Origin of the sequence: Nocardia sp. NPDC051052 (assembly GCF_044456045.1) — a bacterium.
Lineage (GTDB): Bacteria > Actinomycetota > Actinomycetes > Mycobacteriales > Mycobacteriaceae > Nocardia.
Map to the genome: position 1 here is coordinate 119,815 of NZ_JBITFL010000003.1, position 19,542 is coordinate 139,356.

General features: G+C 68.0%; 23 protein-coding genes. 7 read left to right on the plus strand and 16 right to left on the minus strand.

Annotated features, from left to right (window positions below; genetic code table 11):
• The first annotated feature begins 59 nt into the window (after positions 1 to 59).
• Complete coding sequence (locus ACIBCN_RS10740) at positions 60 to 1,043, plus strand: ATP-binding cassette domain-containing protein (protein WP_396991299.1); 984 nt, start codon at positions 60 to 62, stop codon at positions 1,041 to 1,043.
• Positions 1,040 to 1,876 (plus strand): ABC transporter permease, encoded by an 837-nt coding sequence (locus ACIBCN_RS10745; RefSeq protein ID WP_396991300.1) that lies wholly within the window; start codon positions 1,040 to 1,042, stop codon positions 1,874 to 1,876. The genes ACIBCN_RS10740 and ACIBCN_RS10745 overlap by 4 nt, the downstream gene beginning before the upstream one ends.
• Positions 1,877 to 2,003: 127 nt before the next feature.
• Here the strand turns inward: ACIBCN_RS10745 and ACIBCN_RS10750 are convergent, their stop codons facing one another.
• Complete coding sequence (locus ACIBCN_RS10750; protein ID WP_396991301.1) at positions 2,004 to 5,420, minus strand: BTAD domain-containing putative transcriptional regulator; 3,417 nt, start codon at positions 5,418 to 5,420, stop codon at positions 2,004 to 2,006.
• Positions 5,421 to 5,465: 45 nt separating this feature from the next.
• Between ACIBCN_RS10750 and ACIBCN_RS10755 the strand changes: the two genes are divergently transcribed.
• A complete protein-coding gene (locus tag ACIBCN_RS10755; RefSeq protein WP_396991302.1) occupies positions 5,466 to 5,933 on the plus strand; it encodes an SRPBCC family protein in 468 nt (155 codons plus the stop codon).
• A gap of 72 nt (positions 5,934 to 6,005) precedes the next feature.
• The gene (locus ACIBCN_RS10760; protein WP_396991303.1) at positions 6,006 to 6,875 is read left to right on the plus strand and encodes a 1,4-dihydroxy-2-naphthoate polyprenyltransferase; all 870 of its coding nucleotides are present in this window, start codon (positions 6,006 to 6,008) and stop codon (positions 6,873 to 6,875) included.
• Between the two features lie 137 nt (positions 6,876 to 7,012).
• Here the strand turns inward: ACIBCN_RS10760 and ACIBCN_RS10765 are convergent, their stop codons facing one another.
• From ACIBCN_RS10765 to ACIBCN_RS10785, 5 genes are all read right to left on the minus strand, one after another.
• Positions 7,013 to 7,396, minus strand: a complete 384-nt coding sequence (locus ACIBCN_RS10765; RefSeq protein ID WP_396991304.1) for a phage holin family protein — start codon at positions 7,394 to 7,396, stop codon at positions 7,013 to 7,015.
• A gap of 187 nt (positions 7,397 to 7,583) precedes the next feature.
• On the minus strand, positions 7,584 to 8,177 hold the full coding sequence (locus tag ACIBCN_RS10770) for a Clp protease N-terminal domain-containing protein (RefSeq protein ID WP_396991305.1): 594 nt from the start codon (positions 8,175 to 8,177) through the stop codon (positions 7,584 to 7,586).
• Positions 8,177 to 8,398, minus strand: coding sequence for a helix-turn-helix domain-containing protein (locus tag ACIBCN_RS10775; protein ID WP_396991306.1), 222 nt, complete (start codon positions 8,396 to 8,398; stop codon positions 8,177 to 8,179). The genes ACIBCN_RS10770 and ACIBCN_RS10775 overlap by 1 nt, the downstream gene beginning before the upstream one ends.
• A 148-nt stretch (positions 8,399 to 8,546) precedes the next feature.
• A complete protein-coding gene (locus ACIBCN_RS10780) occupies positions 8,547 to 9,632 on the minus strand; it encodes a PLP-dependent cysteine synthase family protein (protein WP_396991307.1) in 1,086 nt (361 codons plus the stop codon).
• Positions 9,629 to 9,982 (minus strand): DUF4229 domain-containing protein, encoded by a 354-nt coding sequence (locus ACIBCN_RS10785; protein WP_396991308.1) that lies wholly within the window; start codon positions 9,980 to 9,982, stop codon positions 9,629 to 9,631. The genes ACIBCN_RS10780 and ACIBCN_RS10785 overlap by 4 nt, the downstream gene beginning before the upstream one ends.
• A 183-nt stretch (positions 9,983 to 10,165) precedes the next feature.
• Between ACIBCN_RS10785 and ACIBCN_RS10790 the strand changes: the two genes are divergently transcribed.
• Both ACIBCN_RS10790 and ACIBCN_RS10795 read left to right on the plus strand, forming a co-directional pair.
• Positions 10,166 to 10,375 (plus strand): BldC family transcriptional regulator, encoded by a 210-nt coding sequence (locus ACIBCN_RS10790; RefSeq protein ID WP_040739417.1) that lies wholly within the window; start codon positions 10,166 to 10,168, stop codon positions 10,373 to 10,375.
• Positions 10,376 to 10,493: 118 nt separating this feature from the next.
• Complete coding sequence (locus ACIBCN_RS10795; RefSeq protein WP_396991309.1) at positions 10,494 to 10,703, plus strand: hypothetical protein; 210 nt, start codon at positions 10,494 to 10,496, stop codon at positions 10,701 to 10,703.
• A 28-nt stretch (positions 10,704 to 10,731) separates the two neighbouring features.
• Here ACIBCN_RS10795 and ACIBCN_RS10800 read toward each other — a convergent pair whose 3' ends face one another.
• The 3 genes from ACIBCN_RS10800 to ACIBCN_RS10810 all read right to left on the minus strand — a co-directional run bounded on the left by ACIBCN_RS10800 (position 10,732) and on the right by ACIBCN_RS10810 (position 12,246).
• Positions 10,732 to 10,944 carry a hypothetical protein gene (locus ACIBCN_RS10800; protein WP_396991310.1) on the minus strand — a complete coding sequence of 71 codons (213 nt, stop codon included), beginning with the start codon at positions 10,942 to 10,944 and terminating at the stop codon, positions 10,732 to 10,734.
• A gap of 223 nt (positions 10,945 to 11,167) precedes the next feature.
• Positions 11,168 to 11,716 (minus strand): hypothetical protein, encoded by a 549-nt coding sequence (locus ACIBCN_RS10805; RefSeq protein ID WP_396991311.1) that lies wholly within the window; start codon positions 11,714 to 11,716, stop codon positions 11,168 to 11,170.
• A gap of 242 nt (positions 11,717 to 11,958) precedes the next feature.
• Positions 11,959 to 12,246, minus strand: coding sequence for a hypothetical protein (locus ACIBCN_RS10810; RefSeq protein WP_396991312.1), 288 nt, complete (start codon positions 12,244 to 12,246; stop codon positions 11,959 to 11,961).
• A 309-nt stretch (positions 12,247 to 12,555) separates the two neighbouring features.
• On the opposite strand from ACIBCN_RS10810, the gene ACIBCN_RS10815 reads away from it, so the two are divergent.
• The gene (locus ACIBCN_RS10815; RefSeq protein WP_396991313.1) at positions 12,556 to 12,732 is read left to right on the plus strand and encodes a hypothetical protein; all 177 of its coding nucleotides are present in this window, start codon (positions 12,556 to 12,558) and stop codon (positions 12,730 to 12,732) included.
• Positions 12,733 to 12,757: 25 nt separating this feature from the next.
• Here ACIBCN_RS10815 and ccsB read toward each other — a convergent pair whose 3' ends face one another.
• The 7 genes from ccsB to hemL form a co-directional block, all read right to left on the minus strand.
• Positions 12,758 to 13,741, minus strand: coding sequence for a c-type cytochrome biogenesis protein CcsB (gene ccsB, locus ACIBCN_RS10820; RefSeq protein WP_396991314.1), 984 nt, complete (start codon positions 13,739 to 13,741; stop codon positions 12,758 to 12,760).
• Positions 13,742 to 13,743: 2 nt separating this feature from the next.
• Positions 13,744 to 15,405 carry a cytochrome c biogenesis protein ResB gene (locus tag ACIBCN_RS10825; RefSeq protein WP_396991315.1) on the minus strand — a complete coding sequence of 554 codons (1,662 nt, stop codon included), beginning with the start codon at positions 15,403 to 15,405 and terminating at the stop codon, positions 13,744 to 13,746.
• The gene (locus tag ACIBCN_RS10830) at positions 15,402 to 16,244 is read right to left on the minus strand and encodes a cytochrome c biogenesis CcdA family protein (protein WP_396991862.1); all 843 of its coding nucleotides are present in this window, start codon (positions 16,242 to 16,244) and stop codon (positions 15,402 to 15,404) included. Before ACIBCN_RS10830 ends, ACIBCN_RS10825 begins: the two co-directional genes overlap by 4 nt.
• A 28-nt stretch (positions 16,245 to 16,272) precedes the next feature.
• Entirely contained in the window at positions 16,273 to 16,524 is a 252-nt protein-coding gene (locus ACIBCN_RS10835) for a hypothetical protein (protein ID WP_396991316.1), read from the minus strand.
• On the minus strand, positions 16,521 to 17,162 hold the full coding sequence (locus tag ACIBCN_RS10840; protein WP_396991317.1) for a TlpA disulfide reductase family protein: 642 nt from the start codon (positions 17,160 to 17,162) through the stop codon (positions 16,521 to 16,523). Before ACIBCN_RS10840 ends, ACIBCN_RS10835 begins: the two co-directional genes overlap by 4 nt.
• Positions 17,159 to 17,809, minus strand: a complete 651-nt coding sequence (locus tag ACIBCN_RS10845; RefSeq protein ID WP_396991863.1) for a histidine phosphatase family protein — start codon at positions 17,807 to 17,809, stop codon at positions 17,159 to 17,161. Before ACIBCN_RS10845 ends, ACIBCN_RS10840 begins: the two co-directional genes overlap by 4 nt.
• A 335-nt stretch (positions 17,810 to 18,144) precedes the next feature.
• The gene (gene hemL / locus ACIBCN_RS10850) at positions 18,145 to 19,482 is read right to left on the minus strand and encodes a glutamate-1-semialdehyde 2,1-aminomutase (RefSeq protein WP_396991318.1); all 1,338 of its coding nucleotides are present in this window, start codon (positions 19,480 to 19,482) and stop codon (positions 18,145 to 18,147) included.
• Positions 19,483 to 19,542 lie beyond the last annotated feature (60 nt).

Here is a 19,542-nt window from a genome sequence, read left to right on the forward strand (position 1 = left end):
AGCGACCACGTCATCGGCGTGCAAGGGCGGTGCAAGAAGTGGGCCGCACAGTCTTACCCATGACTTCTTTCACACCCACTTCAGCACTCGCCGTCGAGGCGGACGGGCTGGTCAAGGTGTTCGGGGAACAGCGCGCCGTCGATGGTGTGAGCCTGGCGGTACCGCAAGGCTCGGTGTACGGTGTGCTCGGACCGAACGGGGCCGGCAAGACCACGACCATCAAGATGCTGGCCACGCTGCTTCGGCTGGACGGCGGCAGCGCTCGCATCTTCGGCCACGATGTGGTCGCCGAACCGACGGCTGTGCGGTCGCTGGTCGGCGTCACCGGGCAGTACGCCTCGGTCGACGAGGACCTGTCCGCCACCGAAAACCTGATCCTGTTCTCCCGCCTGCTCGGCCTCAGCCGGATCGATGCCCGGCGCAAGGCCGCCGACCTGCTCGAGGAGTTCGACCTCGTCGAGGCGGCGACCAAGCCGCTCAAGAACTTCTCCGGCGGCATGCGGCGCAGGCTCGACCTGGCCGCCAGCCTGATCGCGACCCCGCCGCTGCTGTTCCTCGACGAGCCGACCACCGGCCTCGATCCGCGCACCCGCGCCCAGATGTGGGAGACCATCCGCAGGCTGGTTCGCGAGGGCGCCACGGTGCTGCTCACCACGCAGTACCTGGATGAGGCCGATCAGCTGGCCGACCGCATCGCGGTGATCGACCACGGCAAGGTGATCGCCGACGGCACCGCCGACGAGCTCAAGGCCTCGGTCGGCGGCTCGTCACTGCACCTGACCCTGACCGACCGGGATCAGCTGGGCGAGGCTCGCCGCATCGTCAGCGAGTTCCTCAGCGTCGACGCCGTCATCACGCCGGAGGCCGGGCGGCTCACCGCGCCGCTGCAGGATGCCGGGCTGACCGCCGATCTGCTGATTCGCCTGCGCGAGCGGCAGATCGGCATCGACGAGATCACCGTCAGCAAGCCGAGCCTCGACGAAGTCTTCCTCACCATCACCGGCCGTCCGGCCGACGACGACACCGAACGGAGCGCGGCATGACCACTATTACCGCACCGACCACGCCGCGGCGCGCGGCACCCGACAACATTCCCGAGGTCAGCAACCACATCAGCCTGCGCAGGTCGATCGAGACCTCGTTCACCATGGCCTACCGCGGCCTGCTGAAGATCAAGCACAATCCGGAACAGCTGTTCGATGTGACGATTCAGCCGATCCTGTTCACCGCGTTGTTCGCCTACATCTTCGGTGGCTCGATCGGCGGGTCCGTGCACGATTACCTGCCGATCCTCATTCCCGGCATCCTGGTGCAGACGGTGATCCTGACCTCGGTCGTCACCGGAACCCAGCTGCGCGAGGACATGGACAAGGGTGTCTTCGATCGGTTCAAATCCCTGCCGATCGCCCGCATTTCGGCCCTGTGCGGTGCGCTTATCGCCGACATGGTGCGGTACACCATCGCGACGGTGCTCACCGTCATAGTCGGGCTGGCCCTCGGTTACCGCCCCGGCGGCGGTTTCGCCGGCGTGGTCGCCGCCGGACTGGTGATCATCGTGTGCTCGTTCGCGGTCAGCTGGATCTGGGCGCTCGTCGGTGTCACCGGCAAGAGTGCCTCTGGCGTGCAAGGCATTTCGATGATGATCATGTTCCCGCTGACGTTCATGTCCGGCGCGCTGGCACCGGTGAGCAAGATGCCGGGCTGGCTGCAGGGCCTGAACCACGCGAACCCCGTGTACTACATGGTGAACGCGTGCCAGGACCTGATGAACGGCAACGCCTACGGCGGCGATCTGGTCTGGTCGCTGGTCGGCTCGGTCGTGGTGATCGCCATCTTCGCCCCGCTGGCCGTCAAGGCCTACATGCGCCGGGCATAACAACCGAAAACCGATGAGGGACAACGCAACGCCGGTCGACCATGAGTCGCCCGGCTTTGCGTCGTATGCGGACAAGGAAGTCGGCGCACAGTCACCGAACGGGTGGCAGGCACTGCGGATTCGCCGCTCAGAGCGTGCCCTGCAACTCCCCAAGGATCTGCATGATCCGGTCGACCGAATCGCGCCGGCGCATGCGCCCCACCTTCGCCCTGGCCTCGGCCAACACGTCCGCACCGAGCAGCTCGTCGACCAATTCGGCGTGCGTGGACCAGCGCATCGACGGAAAGTCCTGACGGCAGAAGGCATTCGGCGCCAACGCGAACAGTTCCAGCGCGCGGGCCCGTTCCTGCCCGGCGGCGATCAGGTACGACCCGACCGCGGCGGCGACCGCGCCGACCTGCGGCAGATCCTGAAACTGGGCCATCGTCGGCAACACCAGATCGACCAGGTCCTTGACGAGCTCGCCGCCGGTATCGACCGCACCGTGCAGTACGCGCGCGTCCAATACGGCGGCAGCGAGCATCAGCCCGCTCGGCCCCGGATTCGCGTCGTTGCCCGGCCAGCCGGACAGGTCCAACGCCCGTTGATAGCGGTCGAGACCGCCCTCGATATCGCCCTCGGCGAGCGCCGCCTCGGCGGAGCTCTGCATGATCGTGGCAAGCAGATGATTCTTCCCGCCCACCGAGCCGTCGAGGTGCGGTGATCCGAACGCGAACGCCAATTCGTGCCGGGCTTCCGTCAGACGCCCGGCGCCGAGCAGCGACGCGACCAGCATGGCCCGGGTCTCGACGGTGTCCTCGTACGCCCCCAACCGCTGCAGCATGCCGAGTGCGCGGCGGTAGTGTTCGACGGCCTTCTCGTACTCGGCGATCTGGCCGTACACCTGGCCGAGGTGCCTGCACACCATGGCCACACTCCAGACATTGTTGTCGCCGACCATGTCGAGCGAGCGGACCGCGTCCACGGTCGAACCCCGCACGTCGCCGAGGTTCTCCTTGATGTTCGCGCGCAGCAGCAATGCGGTGGACCGGGTTTCGAGATCCTTCGACCGAATAGAATTCGCGATCAACCGGGCCAGCCCCCTGCCGTCGGAGCGGGTCAACACGACGCGGCCGACGAAGCGGTTGACGGCGCTGAGATCGGTTCTGTCGCGCAGCAATCGGCGGACCCTGGTGCGTAGCCGCGCGAGATCACGCGCGTCGGCCCGGCTGAAGACCATGTGCAGGAACATCGTCTGATAGCTCATCAACACCAGGTCGCCGGCCGGCGCGTCCGGCCCGGAATCGGCCGGGTGGAGTTCGGCGATCCGAGGCGCCCAGGCAACCACCTCCAGGTGCGAACCGCGCAGCACCCACAGCATGGAGATCACCGGGAACACCGTGTACGCGGTAGCGGCATCGCGCCGCTCGACCGCATAGCGCAGTGCCGCAAGCAGATTGTCCAGCTCGGTGGCCACCGAAAGGGCCAGCTCCACCTGATCGCCGATGAGGTAGCGAGTCGCGGCGGCGGCGGAATACCGCTTGGCCCACAGCATCAACCGTTCGGCCATCAGGTCGGACTCGGCCGGACAACCGGCCAGCTGTTCATCGCCGTACTCCCGCACCGTTTCCAGCATGCGATATCGGGTGCCGAGAACCTCGTCGTCGAGCATGGTGAGCAGCGACTGGTTCACCAGACCGTCGACCGCCGCCGCGACGTCGTCCACCTCCGGCCCGCTGACCACCGCCTCGGCGGCGGACAGCGTGAAACCCGCTGGGAATCGGGACAATCGGCGCAGCGCCACCTGCTGCGGGGCGTCCAGCAGATTCCAGCTCCAGTCGATCACCGCGTGCAAGGTGCGGTGGCGTTCCGGCGAACTGCGATCACCGTGGCGCAGCAGCGCGAACCGGTCCGCCAGCCGCAGACTGATCTCCTCGACGCTCATCACCCGGACCCGCGCTGCGGCGAGCTCGATGGCCAGGGGCAGGCCGTCGAGGGTGTGGCACAGCTGCGCGACGATCTCGGGATCGAGCCGGACGCCGGGACGCACCGCCCTGGCGCGCGTCGCGAACAGTTCGGTCGCGGGCGATCCGGCCGCGTCGATGGTCAACGGCGGCAACGGGTATACCGCTTCGGCGGTGATCATCAGCGGCGCGCGGCTGGTGGTCAGCACGGTCAGCAAATCCGCGAAGCCGATCAAATCGGCGACCACCGCCGCGGTGGCATCGAGCAGATGCTCACAGTTGTCGAGGATGAGCATCATCGGTCGCGCGGCTATCGCGTTGCGCAGGCGCCGCCAGCTCGCCGCTACGACCTCACGATTCCGCAAGGCCGACGAGCCGAACAACACGTCGCTCAGACCGAGCGCCGCGCTGATCGCGGCCTGGATCTCGTGGACGACGTCGGTATCGTCCGCCCGGATCGATGCCAGCTCCACCAACACCACCGAGCGGGTGCGGGCTATTCGCGCGCCGACCTCGTTGGCGACGCGGGTCTTGCCGGACCCGCCGGGGCCGAGCACCGTGACCACCCGCGACGTGCGCAGCAGTTCGTCGAGCACGGTCAGATCGGCCTCGCGGCCGAGCAATGCGTTGGGCGCGGCGCGCAGGCCGATCGCCGCGGGCATGACGAAATCCGTGGCCAGGTCGGGCGACGTGGCACCGTTTCCGGACGAGGTTGCCGGGTCGCGGGTCTGCGGAGCTATCACCGCCGCAGCGGTGTGGCCGAGCGAATCTCCGCGCAAGATCGCGGTATTCAGCTCGACCAGCGCCGGTCCCGGATCCGCGCCGAGTTGCTCGGCCAGCCCGGTCCGGAAGGCGGCGAAGGACTCCAGCGCCTCGTTGGGGCGGCCCGCCACGGCGAGCAACCGCATCAGGGTGAGTTGCGCGGGCTCGTCCAGCGGGTTGCGGGCGGCCCCGAACCGGGCGATCCGCAGCGCGCCGTCGAGGTCGCCGGTCGACTCGCGCGCCGCCAGCTCGACCGCGTCCAGTTCGGTCAGCCAGCTCGTCGCCATGGCGTCCAGCGCGTCGGCGACCTCGCCGGGCGGCAGATCCGCGCCCGGCTCGCCGCGCCACAGCGCCCGCGCCCGCGCGACCGCGTCGAGACAGCCCGCGTCGTCACCGGCGCTGCGGCAGTCGCGGGCCAGCCGGGTCAGTTCGGCGACCCGGGTGAGATCCACCTGGTCCGCGCGCAAGGTCAGTCGGTAACCGGCCGGGCCGATCTCCAGCGCGCCGTCGGGCAGCGCGGATCGCAGCCGGGACACCTGGGTGTGCAGCGCGTTCATCGGCGCACGCGGCGGCTGCTCGCCCCACACGTCGTCGATCAGGGACTGGGCGCTGCGGCTGCGGCCGGGGCGCAGAGCCAAGGCGGCGAGCAGCAGGCGGGAGCGAGCCCCGGGCAACGCGGTCAGCACGCCGTCCCGGCGCAGCGCGATCTCGCCCAGCAGGGCGACCACGACTGGTTCACCTGCGGGCGCCCGCAACGTATGACCGCGGCCATTCGGGCCGCTCTGATCCGACAACATTCCGTGGTAATCGTAGGTGAGTGGCGCCGTCTGAGCCGACATGGTTTTTTACCCCATCTCCCGTGGTCGGTCGCCTACGCTGTTCGCATGGCTGAGTTCGAAGTGGTCCGGCAGGCCGTGATCTCGGCCGAGCCGTCGCGTATTCACAGGCTGATCGGCAACCTGCGGGAGTGGACGAAGTGGTCTCCCTGGGAAGACGTCGACCCGCAATTGCAGCGCACCTACACCGGCCCGGAGGCCGGGATCGGCGCCAAGTACGCCTGGATCGGCAACCGTAAGGCCGGTGCGGGCAGCATGGAGGTCGTCGCGAGCGCCGATCGCGAGATCGGCATCCAGCTGGTCTTCGAGAAGCCGTGGAAGGCCACCAATCAGGTTCTGTTCGAGCTGAACCCGACCGAGTCCGGTGCCACCGAGGTGGTCTGGCGGATGACCGGGGAACAGCAGGGCCTGATGAAGGTGCTGTCCAAGGTCTTGCCGACCGACAAGATCGTCGGCAAGGACTTCGAGAAGGGGCTCGCGCGGTTGAAGGCCGTCGCCGAGGCCAACGGGGGCTGAGCGCCCCGCTCCAGCGCTGCTGAGCGCCGACTCCGCGCGGCTATTGTCCGACTGCGACACTATGCTGCGGAGATGGCTACTGCAGCGCAATGGATCGAGGGCGCGCGTCCACGCACCCTGCCGAACGCAATCGCCCCTGTCCTGGCAGGCACCGGCGCCGCCGCTTCCCTCGACGGCGCCGTGTGGTGGAAAGCCGTTCTCGCGCTGCTGGTTTCGCTGGCCCTGATCATCGGCGTCAACTTCGCCAACGACTACTCCGACGGCATTCGCGGCACCGACGATGTGCGGGTCGGCCCGGTGCGGCTGGTCGGGCAGAAACTGGCCTCGGCCGCCGCGGTACGCACTGCGGCGATGCTGAGCCTCGGCATCGCCGCGGTGGTCGGCCTGATCCTGGCCGCGACCACGGCATGGTGGTTGTTGCTCGTCGGCGTCGCCTGCCTGGCCGGCGCATGGTTCTACACCGGCGGCAGTAAGCCCTACGGCTACAGCGGCTTCGGCGAGATCGCGGTGTTCGTGTTCTTCGGCCTGGTCGGCGTGCTCGGCACCGAGTTCGTGCAGGCGGAAAAGGTCGACTGGGCCGGTGTGGTGCTCGCGGTCTCGGTCGGCGCCTTCTCCAGCGCGGTGCTGGTCGCGAACAATCTGCGCGATATCCCCACCGACTCGCAGTCCGGAAAGGTCACCCTCGCAGTCAAACTCGGCGACCCGAGGACCAGGACGCTGCAGCTGGCGCTGCTCGCCGTCCCGTTCCTCGGCACGCTGCTGCTGGTCGCGCGCACCCCGTTCGCGTTGGTCGGCCTGCTCGCCATTCCGCTCGCGGTGCGCGCCAACGCCCCGGTCCGGTCCGGTAGGGGCGGCCTGGAACTCATTCCGGCACTGCGCGATTCCGGCCTGGCGATGCTCGCCTGGTCGGCCCTGACCGCCCTGGCCATCAGCTTCGTGTGAGCTCGCTGACCGAGCAACCGACCTGGCAAGAACATAGGTAACTCGTCGGGTACCGGCTGATCCAGCCCCGTCCGCCGCCGGACGCCAGCGCCGATCTCCCGACGCCGATGTCTGGCCTGAACACTCGGAGCGGCGGACTAGTCCTCGTCGGGGACCAGGATGCCGAGCACCCAGTTGACGATCGAGACGATCAGGCCGCCGATCACCGCGGCCCAGAAGCCGTCGACGCGCAGGCCGTAGTCGGTGGTCTCGGTGATCTTGGCGGTCAGCCACAGCATGAGCGCGTTGATCACCAGCAGGAACAGGCCGAGCGTAACGATCACCAGCGGCAGCGACAGCAGCTTGACGATCGGCTTGACCAGCGCGTTCACCACCGTGAACACGGCGGCGACGGCCAGCACCACGAGGACCTTCCCGACATTGCCGTTGTCCGCCGGACTGATGATGTCGATCTTGTCGACCCAGGCGGCGGCCAGCCAGATGGCCACCCCGTTGATGATCAACCGAATCAGAAGCTGCATGCGCCCATGCTAAAGCGAGTGCCTCGCCTGCGCTCGGCCCGGCGCGGCTAACGACGGACTTCGTCCGGCTGCGCATTTTATGCGACCAGGCGGACATGTGTCGTCTCGAAACGCAATTCGCGGCGGTAGCGCGGTGCCCGAGCGGCGAACGTCGTAGATCCGGCACGACGACACATGTCCAACCCGCTCAGGCCGCGCTATCGAGCAGCGCGTGCACCTTGGGCCGCAGATCGTGGATGTGACCCGGGCCGCCGAACAGGCCGACGGTGGTCTGATTGGGTGCGCGCAGGATGCCGAGCAGCACGTGCCCGGATTCGATGGTCTTGTCCTTGCGCGCCACCGCCTCCCGCAGGGCCAGCTCGAGCACCTTCTTCGAGTCCCGCGTGAACGGGATGTGGCCGACGGTGACGCCGCGGCCCCACCCGAACGGACCGCGCCGCCCGTCCGGAATCGGACGGTCGAGCGCGTCCGCGCCGAAGGTGGCCTGCAATGACTCGCGCACGGCGTCGAGGTCGATGCCGATCGAGCGCAATGCCTCGGCGTCCTCCGCCCCCAGCGGTTCGCTCGCCGGCGGTTCGTCCTGTTGCGCCGCAAGCGCGCTCATCACGCTCTCGTGTGTGACACCCGCCTCGGCCAGTAGCGCCTTCAACTCGTCTTCGCCCTGCGACAGCAGGCCGAGCAGCACGTGCTCGATCTCGATATTCGGCGCGCGCAGTTCCCGCGCGTCTTCTTGGGCCATCACGATGGCCGACCTCGCCGACTTGGTGAACCGTTCGAACATCAGCGGTTCCCCCCTCTCCGGTTGTGCTTCTGATGGGCTGCCTGCTTGCTGACCTCGAGCGCCTCCGCGATCGCCTGCCAGGACCAACCCTGTTCACGGGCATTGGCCACCTGGATGGCTTCCAGACGTTCGAGCAGCCGCCGCAGGGCGAGTACCGCGCGCAGCCCGACCTTGGGGTCAGGGCTGCCCGCGGCGGCCGCCAGGTTGGTTGCTTCAGTCATGCCGTCAATTTTGATTGACGCACCGGGCAAATGTCAACAAAAATTGACGAGACGATTGTTCGCGGCCAGCGAAGCACGAAGGCCACCTCCGGTCGGGCGCTACGTCCCGAGTGAAGATGGCCTTCGATTGGTCATGCGGCGGACGCGGTCAGCCCGTCCACTCGCCGGTGGCGGCGAACTTGTCGAGGATGGCGGTCGGTTCGACGAGACTCATGCCCTGCGATTCGACCCAGGCGTCATCGAAATATGTTCCGGCATAACGATCTCCGCCGTCACACAGCAGTGTGACCACGCTGCCGCCGCGACCCGCCGCGAGCATTTCGGCGACGATCGCGAACACGCCCCACAGGTTGGTGCCGGTGGAACCGCCCACCCGGCGGCCGAGCACCTTGCTCGCATACCGTGCTGCCGCAATGGATCCCGCGTCGGGCACACCGATCATCCGATCGACCACCTGGCCGACGAACGACGGCTCCACCCGCGGGCGGCCGATTCCCTCGATGCGCGAAGACATTCCGGTCTCGTAGCCCGAGTCGGCGGCCTCGTAGCCGCCGTAGAATGCGGAGTTCTCCGGATCGACCACGGCCAATTTCGTTGCGTGCCTGCGGTATCGGATGTAGCGGCCGATAGTGGCGCTGGTGCCGCCGGTGCCCGCGCCGACCACCACCCAGTCCGGCACCGGATGCGACTCCAAAGTCATTTGCTCGAAGATGGATTCGGCGATGTTGTTGTTGCCGCGCCAGTCGGTGGCGCGCTCGGCGTGGGTGAACTGATCCATGTAGTGGCCGCCGCACTCGGCGGCCAACCGAGCCGCCTCGGTGTACATGTCGGGCGGGCGCCGCACGAAATGGCAACGGCCACCCTGCGCTTCGATCAGCGCGATCTTCTGCGGCGAGGTGCTGGCGGGCATCACCGCGACGAAATCCAGGCCGAGCAGCTTCGCGAAATAGGCCTCGCTCACCGCGGTCGAGCCGGACGACGCCTCGACCACCGTGGTGCCCTCGGTAACCCAGCCGTTGCAGATCGCGTAGAGGAACAGCGATCGGGCAAGCCGATGCTTGAGGCTGCCGGTGATGTGGGTGGACTCGTCCTTCAGGTACAGCTCGATATTCCACGCGGTGGGCAACGGATACCGCAGCAGGTGAGTGTCGGCGCTGCGCTGGGCGTCGGCGTCGATGAGCCGCACCGCGTTGTCCACCCAGTCGCGCGGGGTGCTGCGATCACAGGACTTCACGATGCCCCCTGATTGTCCTCATGGTCTTCGCCGCGCAGCCGGGCGCGGAGTTGAGCCTTGTCGTGGCGGCGTCGCTCGTCCACCACCGCGATGTCCTCGTTGACCCGCACGCGCAGCCGCTTGAACAGCATCAGCGACAGCGGCATGGCGATGATCAGCGCGAACAGGGCGGCGACCACCAGCGGGATGTCCACTTTCACCAACCGCGCGAGCAGCACGATCAGCACCGTGATCACTACGACGAGGGCCAACCTGGCCACTGTGTACAGCCCGAGGTTGCGGGCCAGCCGCTGACCGGCGCCAGTGGTTTGCTGTCCTGGAACACCATCCGGTGGAGTTGCGTCACTCACGTCGCTCAGCCTATGCGAAGCTGTTGCCCGCCCTCAGCGCGCGCCTGTCGCCGAGGTCGGCAGCATATCCGATTTGTCTATTACTTCCCCTTTACCAACAGTAGGTGGTTCGAGTACCTAGGGGTTTCAGTGCAACGATGACGCCATCTGATGAGGGAACTGTCGAGAACGGAGAGGTTTGCTATGAGTGCGATCACCGTCGGCGGCCAGGACACCCTGCTGACACCAGGGCAGGTTGCTGCCATGTTCCACGTCGATCCCAAGACGGTCACCCGCTGGGCCCATGCCGGGCGTCTCGGGTCGTTGCGCACACCGGGCGGACATCGCCGGTTCCGCGAATCAGAGGTAATGCAGCTGCTCAAGTCGCTCACCACCGAGGCGACCGCACGCTGACTGCGGGCCGCGCGGGCCCATCGTGCCGGGGCCCGCGCCCACCCGGCGTACCGATTTCACGTCAGCGGTGTGCGAGAGCTACGCACGGGACTACCCTCATAACCAGGAGGTGAGCGACGTGACGTACCTGTTGGCACTCATCGCGGTCGTGGCAGTCGCGGTGTTGTGCTGGAAAGCGTTCGGCCCCGAGAAGACCGCCGGGCCGTCCGCTACCCACTCGCGTTCACCGCAACGCAAGCGCGTCGTCGGACCGGACGACGACCCCGAGTTTCTCTGGCGGCTATCCCGCCAGCACCGCAACGGAGACACCGACTCCACCGAGCGCTGAGCGCTCGGCCCGGATCCCCTCCCGCGCATTACATCTCACCATCGGCATAGTTGCGTGCGTGCAATCCCTCGCTCGCGCGTAGTCGGTTCGCGAGCATCGCCAGGTAGTGCTGCGCCTCCACGGAGAGCCCGGCCGCCGTTTGCACCAGCTTGCGCAACGTGCCGTCGTTCAACTGCTCGACCAGACTCCCGTCCGCGTCAGCCACCGCAGCCGGGAGATAGGTGAAGTAATCGGAATCCAAGAGCCCGCTCCTCAACCGTCTGTGCGCCGGATCAGCGCATCGCATGTAGACAGGACACGGCGTTTCGCGGAACGGCACGCCGAGCGGCACGTGATCTGCGCCACTGTCTCCGCGCTGGCTATCACGCGAGTAGCTCAGTGACCCCGGACACTTTTTTCGATTCGCGAACCCGGCCGAATCAGTTCCAACTTAAGTTGCGCTAACAATTCAGGGCCGCGCCCCACTACGCCTTATGGAGGCTGCCGGTCCGGGAGGCTGCGGTGTAGGCGATCGTGCCGTCCGGCCGAAGGTGGATCGTCGATGTCGTGCCGTCGGGGCAGTCGGTGCCGGCGGTTCGCCGGGCGGCGAGGGTCAGCTCGGTCTCCGCCACGGTGATGACCCGCTCGATGCTGTCGCAGCGACCACCGGAAGCCTTATCGATCTGCGACGACTGGACGAGTTCCTCGGAGTTCTTGCCGGGCTTGATGATCAGCTCGACGTCGAACGCGCGCTGCCCGTCCTCGGCCACGCCCCGCCAGGCGCCCAGGAAGGCCTGTGGGATGTTCCAGACCGCGGAAACCGGCGTGGTGTCGGCCGAGCGGGTGGTCGTGGTGGTGACCGCACCGCCTGCGCTACCCACATCGCCGTCGTGCGACCGGAGACCGACCACCACCGCGGCCACCACCACGACGACAGCAACGCCCGCAACCACCGCCAGACGCGACCAGAGCGCCCGATTCGGTGGCCGTTCCGCTGGCGCCGAATCATCGTGCGCCGACGAACCCCGGCTCACCCGTCCGAGTGTAATCCGGCGCCCGCCTTAGGGTTTCCCAGTTGGCAATCCGTTCGCGAATCAACCGGAACCTGTTGCGGCCCAATAGCGCCCGCTCAGCCTGCAGGAACGGAAGGACATTCCCCTACGCGGGCGCCGCGGCGAAGGGAACACATCGACCGCGCGGCCACTCTCCGATGCAACCAGCAGAGCGTCGGACCATCCAGTGCCGCAACACTTCTCGCCAATACAGACGGCGTCGGCTAAGGGTCGATGTCTTCGAGTCGTTGCATTGCGTCCTGCACGCGAGTCGTGGCGGCTACGACCTCCGCGGTGTCCTCCACCGCATCCAACGCATCCGATTGGGCCTCGAGTGCAACGCGCAGCACCTCCCGTTGGGCCGCGTTCGTCTGAGCCGTCAACTGCTGGACGGTAATCGGATTGGCCGGCGTTCCAAGGACCGGATCGGCGGCCTGATTCGCGGCAGCGACGATGGCGGCGATCGCCGCCGCTTCCTGGCCGGCATTATTGGGTTCCACGACAGTCTCCAAGCTTCGATCTCCAATCCCAGTATCAAGCCGAATCGACTCGGGCCGAAGGGAAATCGACGAAGGTCGACCGCGCCCGTCACCGAATAACCCGACCGGTCCGCCCGAGTATTCGAAACCAACGTCCGGCGCGCGCCCCCGCCGTGCCGGTATGCCGCAGCAGACAACGCCGCGTCGTCCGCGCCGGCGGCAGGCCGAGCTGCTCGCCGCCGCCAACACCCGGCACAGCGTCCCCGGGACCGGCGACTACCTCGATACAACGGCGATGCCCGTCGCCGGGGTTGACGCGGCGCTACGGGGTATCCAGCGGACATGGGCAACCATCCACAGCGGACGCCGTTCTACGGCATGCTGATGATGCTCACCGCCATGATTACCGGCCTGTGGGTGGGCGATCTGCCATGGCCCGGTTTGCGCGTAGCCGCGTACCTGGCCTTGCTCGCACTTGCCTTGGCCGGGTTCCTGATGACGTTCCGCGACTACTCCTGACGAGCCGCCTTTCATCGCGAACCGCTCAGTTGAGTCCGGCGTAGGAGTGCAGGCCGCTGATCACCATGTTGATGATGAAAAGGTTGAAAAGCATTGCTACGAAGCCGGCGATGTTGATCCAGGCGGCCTTGGTGTCGCGCCAGCCGGAGGTGGCGCGGGCGTGCAGGTAGGCGGCGTAGAGGACCCAGGCGATGAAGGAGCAGGTTTCCTTGGGGTCCCAGCCCCAGAAGCGGCCCCAGGCGGCTTCGGCCCAGATGGCGCCGAGGATGACGCCGGCGCCGAAGAGGGGGAAGCCGATGATGGTGGCTTTGTAGGCGAGGCGGTCGAGGTTGCGGGCGTCGGGGAGGCGGCGGGCGATGGTGCCGAGGATGTTGTTCGACTCTTGCCCTTCGGGCTGGCGGAGCCGGTAGAGGAACAACATGCTGGAGACGCCGGCGAAGAGGAACACGCCGCTGCCGATGCTGACGATGGTGACGTGGATGGGCAGCCAGTAGGACTTCAGCGCGGGGACAACGGGGGCAGCGTCGGCGTAGAGGATGGTGCCCGCGAGGAACAGCAGGATGACGACCGGTATGAGCAGGAAGACCCACATCGAGCGATACCGCTGCTCACGCAGGAACAGCGCGCCCATCACCACCGCGGCCGCGGTGGCCATGGTGACGAACTCGTACATGTTGCCGAGCGGGAACCGATGCGTCGCGAAGCCGCGCAGCACGATCGAGCCGATGTGCAGCGCGATGGCCACGACCAGCGCCGAGAACGCCATGTTGCCGAGGCGCTCGGACATCGACTTGGCCGGCGGCCCGACGACGCGACCCGGCACCGCGGGGTCGCTGGCCGGCCCGCCGACGGCAGTACCGCCAACAGAGATGAGTTCGCGCTCCGCGACCTGACGGCTGCGCGCGGTGGCGTACTGCCAGATCAGCAGCACCAGCACCAGCACGTAGACCACGATCGCGGTCTTGAACGAGAAATCGCTGTAGCGCGCGATGGTCTCGTTGATCGGCATCTTTACTCTCCCGTGGTCTTCGCGTCCGCCGCCGAGCCGGGCTGCGCGTCCAGCAGGCGCGCGCGCAGTCGGTCGAACTCGCTGCCCCAGCCCGCCTGATCGGTCCGAGCCAGCCCGCCCATTTCTACTACGGTGCGTCGTTTGCCCAAGGTACCGGCTGGCTCCTCGGCGGGGTAGACCCGGACCCAGATACGACGCCGCTTCACCAGCAGCGACACCAGCAAACCGAGCATCATGGTCACCGCGCTCACCAGCACCCACTGCTGCGCCGGATCGTGCGACACCTGCAGGTTCGCGAATTCCTGTGCGCCGTCGAAGGTCACCTTGGTGCCGTTGGGCAGGCTGGTCGACTCGCCGGGGCGCAGGTTCACCCTGGCCTCCTTGGCCAGTCGACCCTGCTTGACCTGCTCGGGATCCAGCGCGAACAGCGACTGCGGCTTTCCGGTGTCCAGCCCGGTGTCGCCGCGATAGATGTCGACGGCCACGGCCGGATCGTTCATGGTGGGGAACGACGAGGTGAGCAGGCTGCCGTGGAACAGCGCGGTCGGCGCGAACAGGCCCTCGATGGCGATCTGATTCTTGCGCCGCTCCTCGTCGGTGGCGTACATGCCGCCGGGCGGGTCGATGCGCAGCACGCCGCTGGACAGGAAGGTCCGTGCGTCGTCGGGTCGCCATTGCAGCGACTCGGTGCGGGTCTGCCCGTTCGGGAAGGTGACGGTGAAGGTCGGCGCGAAACCGTGGCCCTGCAGATAGATTCGGTCGCCGGAGACGCGCAGCGGATGGTTCACCTGGATCCGCGTCGAGCGCCAGGTGTTGCTCTGCAGATCGGCGCCGGCCTGGTATTCGATGTTCGAGGTAAACATCTCGGCCTGACCGTTCGCCAGGTAGTCGCCCTTGAAGTCCTTGACCCGCACGCAGATCGGCGCCATGCCGGTGCCGTCGTTGACGTTGCCCGCCTTGAACGAGTCGAAGACGGCGGGCGAGGTGGTGCAGAAGCCGGGGCCGTTGTTCGCGATGACGATGACGTTGCCCTCGTAGCCGAACAGCTTGCCGACCGCGATGGCGACGAGCAGGCAGACCAGCGCGAGGTGGAACACCAGATTGCCGAGCTCACGGGTGTACCCCTTCTCCGCGGCGAGGGTGAGCTCACCGTCGCGGGTGCCGGGCCTGACCTCGGTTCGCCAGCCGCGCAACTCTTTTCGAATCCGCGCGAGCACCTCGTCGGGCGCCTGCTCGGCGCTGCCGGCGTAGTGGTGCGGCAGTCGGGTGAGGTTGCGCGGCGCCCGCACGGGCGCGGTGCGCAACGCGCGGTAGTGGTCGAGGCAGCGCGGCAGGATGCAGCCGACCAGCGAAATGAACAGCAGCACATAGATGGCCGTGAACCAGAAGCTGCTGAACACGTCGAACAGCTCGAAGCGGTCCATCCACGGGCCGAGCGTCGGCCGGTTGGCGATGTACTGATCGACCTTCTGCGCGTTGAGACTTCGCTGCGGCAGCAGCGCGCCGGGAATCGCGCCCAACGCGAGCAGGAACAACAGCACCAGCGCGGTGCGCATGCTGGTGAGCCCACGCCAGGTGTTGCGCACGAAGGCCAAGGCCCGCCCGAACGGGGATTGCCGTGGCACGGGTGCCGGTTCGGTCATCGGTTTTTGTGTCACGGTCATATCGGCAAAGTCACCTCGGAAACGAACGCGTCGCGCACCCAAGCGACGAACTGGTCCCACACCCCGGTGACCAGCGCGGCACCGACCGCGACGAGCAGTAGGCCACCGATGATCTGGATGGTGCGCGAGTTACGCCGCAGCCAGCCGACGCCGCGCAGCGCGCTGGCCGACCCGAACGCGAGGATCACGAACGGCAGGCCGAGCCCCAGGCAGTAGGCGACGATGAGCGCCACCCCGCGCGCGGCCGTGCTGCCGTCGGTGCCCGCGGCCACCGCCATCACGCCGGACAGGGTCGGCCCGAGGCACGGCGTCCAGCCGAGCGCGAAGACGCCGCCGAGCAGCGGCGCGCCCGCGATGCTGGTCAGCCTGCGCGGCTCCATCCTGGTGTCGCGCTGCAGCGCGGGGATCAGGCCGATGAAGACCAGACCCATCAGGATCGTGACCACGCCGCCGATGCGTTGCAGCAGTTCACGATTCACGTTCAGCGTCTGAATGACGCCGAAAACCGTTGCGGTGGCCAGCACGAACACCACGGTGAACCCGGCGACGAACAGTCCCGCCGCACCGGCCACCCGCATCTTGCCCGCGCGCGCGGCCTGTTTGGACGACTCGACGGCAACCGAATTCGGTTGCGCCCCAGCGGCTTGCGCGACCGTGGCGGGCGGCGCCTCAGCACCGACGAGCCCGGCGAGATACGACAGATAGCCCGGCACCAACGGCACCACGCACGGCGAGGCGAAGGACACCAGCCCGGCGAGCAGGCAGGCACCCAACGCAAGCAGCAACGGTCCGGTCGCGGCGGTCTGCTGGAACGAATCCCCTACGGCGGCGAGCACCATCACTCGGCCACCGCTGTCCAGCGGGGACTCACACGCCCTCCCCCTCCGGCGTCTCCTCGGCCGGCTCGGTGTCGCCGCGCAACACGACGCGCTGTTCGGTGGTCTCCTCCGTCGGGTCGAACAGCACGCCGAAGTCGAGCAGCGAGTCCGCCGCTACGCTGCGCGGGACGGTGGCGATGCCCTTCCATCGGTCGTCCACGGCCCAGGCACCGCCGATTCGGCGGGCGCCCTGCCGGGGGCGACAGGCACGCAGGGTACGGGTACGACGATCGCGATTCACTGTGCTTCCTCCGAGGCGAGTTTTTGAACAATCGGTTGCAGATCGTCGGCCAGCAGGGGGCGCAGGAACACCGCGGCGACGCGGTGCTGACGATCCAAGATCAGGGTGGTGGGAATGACACTGGTCGGGAAATTGCCACCGAGGGCGAGCAGGGTGCGCATGGACGGGTCGTAGATGGACGGGTATCCGACCTTGTTGTCTACGACGAAGTCCTGGGCCTTGTCCTGCTGCGGGTCACGGACGTTGATGCCGAGAAAGGCGACGCCGTTGTCTTTCGTTGCCGCATAAACCTTTTCGAGCGCGGGCGACTCCGCGCGGCAGGGTCCGCACCACTGGCCCCACAGGTTGAGTACCACGACTTTGCCCGGGTAATCCTCGACCGAAGTGGTTTTGCCCGCGGTCATCAGATCGGGTCCGGCCAGCTTGCCGATGGTGCCGCGCGAACTCGGCGGGTCGTAGAAGATGTCGGTTTTGCCGCCGGGCGAGACGAATTCGAAGGTGCCGCCCGCGGCCACCGCGTCCTTATCGGCCGCGCAGCCTGCCAGCGCCGCCACCAGGGCGACGCACGCGAGCAGGGCCGGAACGACCCGCCGTGCCGAGGCGGCAGGCGGTGTGACGGACGCGGTGCGCCAAATCATGCGCCGTGTACCGACGGGTCCGAGCCACCGGCGGGCTCGGAGTACACGATGTCGACGAGCGTGTCGCCGTGGTAGACCAGCGAGGTCAGCGACGCCAGTGAGCACTGCCGCTGCCGAGGGTCGTGCCAGAGCCGCTGGCCCTGCAGGAACCGGCGCAGCGTCCAGACCGGCAGCTGATGCGACACCAGCACCGCCTCCCGCCCGGCCGCCTCGACCCGCGCCTTGTTGACCGCGGCCAGCATGCGATGCGCGATCTGCAGGTACGGCTCGCCCCAGGACGGGGTGAACGGGTCGCGCAGCTTCCACCAGTGCCTCGGCTTGCGCAGCGCGCCGTCGCCGACGGAGACTCGCAGGCCCTCGAAGGTGTTGCCCGCCTCGATCAGGTTCTCATCGGTCCGCACGATCAGCTGATGTTGTGCCGCGATCGGTTCCGCGGTTTCCTGGGCCCGCTGCAGCGGCGAGGCGATGACCACGGCGATGTCGTGATCGGCCAGCGCCCGCGCGACGGCACCGGCCTGCGAGCGGCCCGTGACCGACAGGCTGAACCCGGGCAGCCTGCCGTAGAGGATCCCGTTCGGGTTGTGCACCTCACCGTGGCGCAGCACGTGCACGATGGTCTCCACCGGCGCGGTGCCACCGTCGGGCACCCGCCGCTCCTTCGACTTTGCCTCGGAATCCGTTGCGGCGCTGCCGGTTTCCTCGACCGAGGGGATCTGATCGGCCGGACCCGATGCGGCGGCGGCGAATTGCGCGCCCGCGTCGATGACGGTCGAATCGGCGTCGGCATCCACGACCGGCCCGGCACCGAGCCCGGCGAGGGCACCGGCCGCCGGTTCGGCACTCGGCTCCACGGCACCGGACTCCGCGACCGGCGCCGCGCCGAGCCCGGCGACCGACCCCGGCTCGGCGGCGTCGGTACCGCCATCGGCGGCGGAGGCGGCTAGCTCGCGCTTGGCGGTATCAGGTTGATCGTGATCGGAGCTCACGCGCGGGATCCTTCGGGAGTGGCGGCCGCGGCCGCGTGTGCGGCGGCGGGCAGGGCGGCGGCGATGCGGTCGAACGCGTCCTCGTCGAGTGCGGCGGAGACGAACCAGGTCTCGAACGCGCTCGGCGGCGCGTAGACGCCGCCGTCGAGCAGTGCGTGGAAGAAGGCTGGGTAGCGCCAGGTCTGGCTCGCCTTGGCGGCGGCGTAGTCGGTGACCGGGCGTTCGGCGAAGAACACGTTCACCATATTGCCTGCGAATTGCACCTGGTGCTCGACGCCTGCGGCACTGAGCGATTCGCCGAACAGCGCGCCCAGCCGTTGCGCGTTCCGGTCCAGCGCGGCGTACACCGCGTCGTCGGCCGCACGCAGCGTGGCGAGGCCGGCGGCGACCGCGACCGGGTTACCGGAGAGCGTCCCGGCCTGGTAGACCGGGCCGAGCGGAGCCAGGTGGTTCATGATCTCGGTGCGGCCACCGAACGCGGCGGCGGGCAGGCCACCGCTCATCACCTTGCCGAAGGTGTAGAGATCACCGGCGACGCCCTCGTGGCCGAACCAGCCCGCACGGCTCACCCGGAACCCGGTCATCACCTCGTCCATGATGAGCAGCGCGCCGTGGTCGGCGGTCAGCTTGCGCAGCCCCGCGTTGAAACCGGGCAGCGGTGCCACCGTGCCCATGTTGCCCGCGGCCGCCTCGGTGATCACGCACGCGATCGCGCCGGGGTGCGCGGCGAACGCGGCGGCGACGGCGTCGAGGTCGTTGTAGGGCAGCACGATGGTGTCGGCCGCCTGCGCGCCGGTGACACCGGGCGAGGTGGGTAGCCCGAGGGTGGCCACGCCGGAGCCCGCGTCGGCGAGCAGCGCGTCGACGTGGCCGTGGTAGCAGCCGGAAAATTTGATGATCTTGGCGCGACCGGTGTAGCCGCGGGCCAGCCGCACCGCGCTCATGGTGGCCTCGGTGCCGGAGTTCACCAGGCGCACCCGGTCCACCGGGGCGACCCGGTCGATGATGGCCTCGGCCAGTTCGATCTCCGCCTCGGTGGGCGCGCCGAAGGACAGGCCGCCGACCGCGGCTCGCTGCACCGCGTCGACCACGGCGGGATGCGCGTGCCCGAGAATCATCGGGCCCCACGAGCACACCAGGTCGACATACTCGTTGCCGTCGGCGTCGACGAGGGTGTAGCCGTGCGCGGACGCGATGAAACGCGGTGTGCCGCCGACGGAGTTGAAGGCACGCACCGGAGAGTTGACGCCCCCAGGAATCACCGAGCACGCCCGGTCGAAGAGCTGAGCAGAAACCGGCACCGATGCGCTGGTCACGCGCGGAGAAGAACTCACGACCTCCAGTGTCTCAGCCCGACGCGAACGGGTCGACGACAGGGTGTAGTGGGCGTGACC